This is a genomic window from Vibrio sp. 10N.261.51.A3 (genome assembly GCF_041471965.1).
In the GTDB taxonomy this organism is placed as follows: Bacteria; Pseudomonadota; Gammaproteobacteria; order Enterobacterales; family Vibrionaceae; genus Vibrio; species Vibrio crassostreae_C.
The window spans coordinates 1-670 of record NZ_JBFRPK010000159.1; the positions used below are offsets into that span (position 1 = coordinate 1).

Consider the following 670-nt stretch of genomic DNA (forward strand, 5'->3'; position numbering starts at 1 on the left):
TTGATTAGGTTTAGAAAAGTAAAGAGATGAAGAACTCCCAAGTTCTTCGAAGTTTGTTTCTACTTTTAAAGTAGAGATGAATTGCAGTGTCCCGTTCGTCTAGAGGCCTAGGACACCGCCCTTTCACGGCGGTAACAGGGGTTCGACTCCCCTACGGGATACCACTTCCTCCAAGAAGTAAAAAGGGTCGTTAGCTCAGTTGGTAGAGCAGTTGACTTTTAATCAATTGGTCGCAGGTTCGAATCCTGCACGACCCACCATTTCCTCCCAAGGAAATAAAATTTGGGGCGATTAGCTCAGTTGGGAGAGCACCTGCCTTACAAGCAGGGGGTCACTGGTTCGAGCCCGGTATCGCCCACCATTTCCTCCCAAGGAAATAAAAATATGGGGCTATAGCTCAGCTGGGAGAGCGCCTGCCTTGCACGCAGGAGGTCTGCGGTTCGATCCCGCATAGCTCCACCATTCCTTCTCCATGAAGGAATCAAAACTATCATGGGCGATTAGCTCAGTTGGGAGAGCACCTGCCTTACAAGCAGGGGGTCACTGGTTCGAGCCCGGTATCGCCCACCATCTTTAAGCACACTTTTCTTAGTAATAGAAAACTGAGTGTATTTAAAAATGGTTTTGAAAGTTTAATGCTTTAAAAACTCTTGCTCTTTAACAATTTGGA

General features: G+C 47.0%; 5 tRNA genes. All 5 read left to right on the forward strand.

What is annotated here, in order from left to right:
• Positions 1-88 precede the first annotated feature (88 nt).
• The 5 genes from AB4371_RS22430 (at position 89) to AB4371_RS22450 (ending at position 570) form a co-directional block, all read left to right on the forward strand.
• Positions 89-164: transfer RNA gene (locus tag AB4371_RS22430), tRNA-Glu, on the forward strand.
• A gap of 20 nt (positions 165-184) precedes the next feature.
• Positions 185-260: transfer RNA gene (locus AB4371_RS22435), tRNA-Lys, on the forward strand.
• Positions 261-285: 25 nt separating this feature from the next.
• Positions 286-361 (forward strand) — tRNA-Val (locus tag AB4371_RS22440).
• A gap of 25 nt (positions 362-386) precedes the next feature.
• Positions 387-462, forward strand: a tRNA-Ala gene (locus AB4371_RS22445).
• Positions 463-494: 32 nt separating this feature from the next.
• Positions 495-570, forward strand: a tRNA-Val gene (locus AB4371_RS22450).
• Positions 571-670 lie beyond the last annotated feature (100 nt).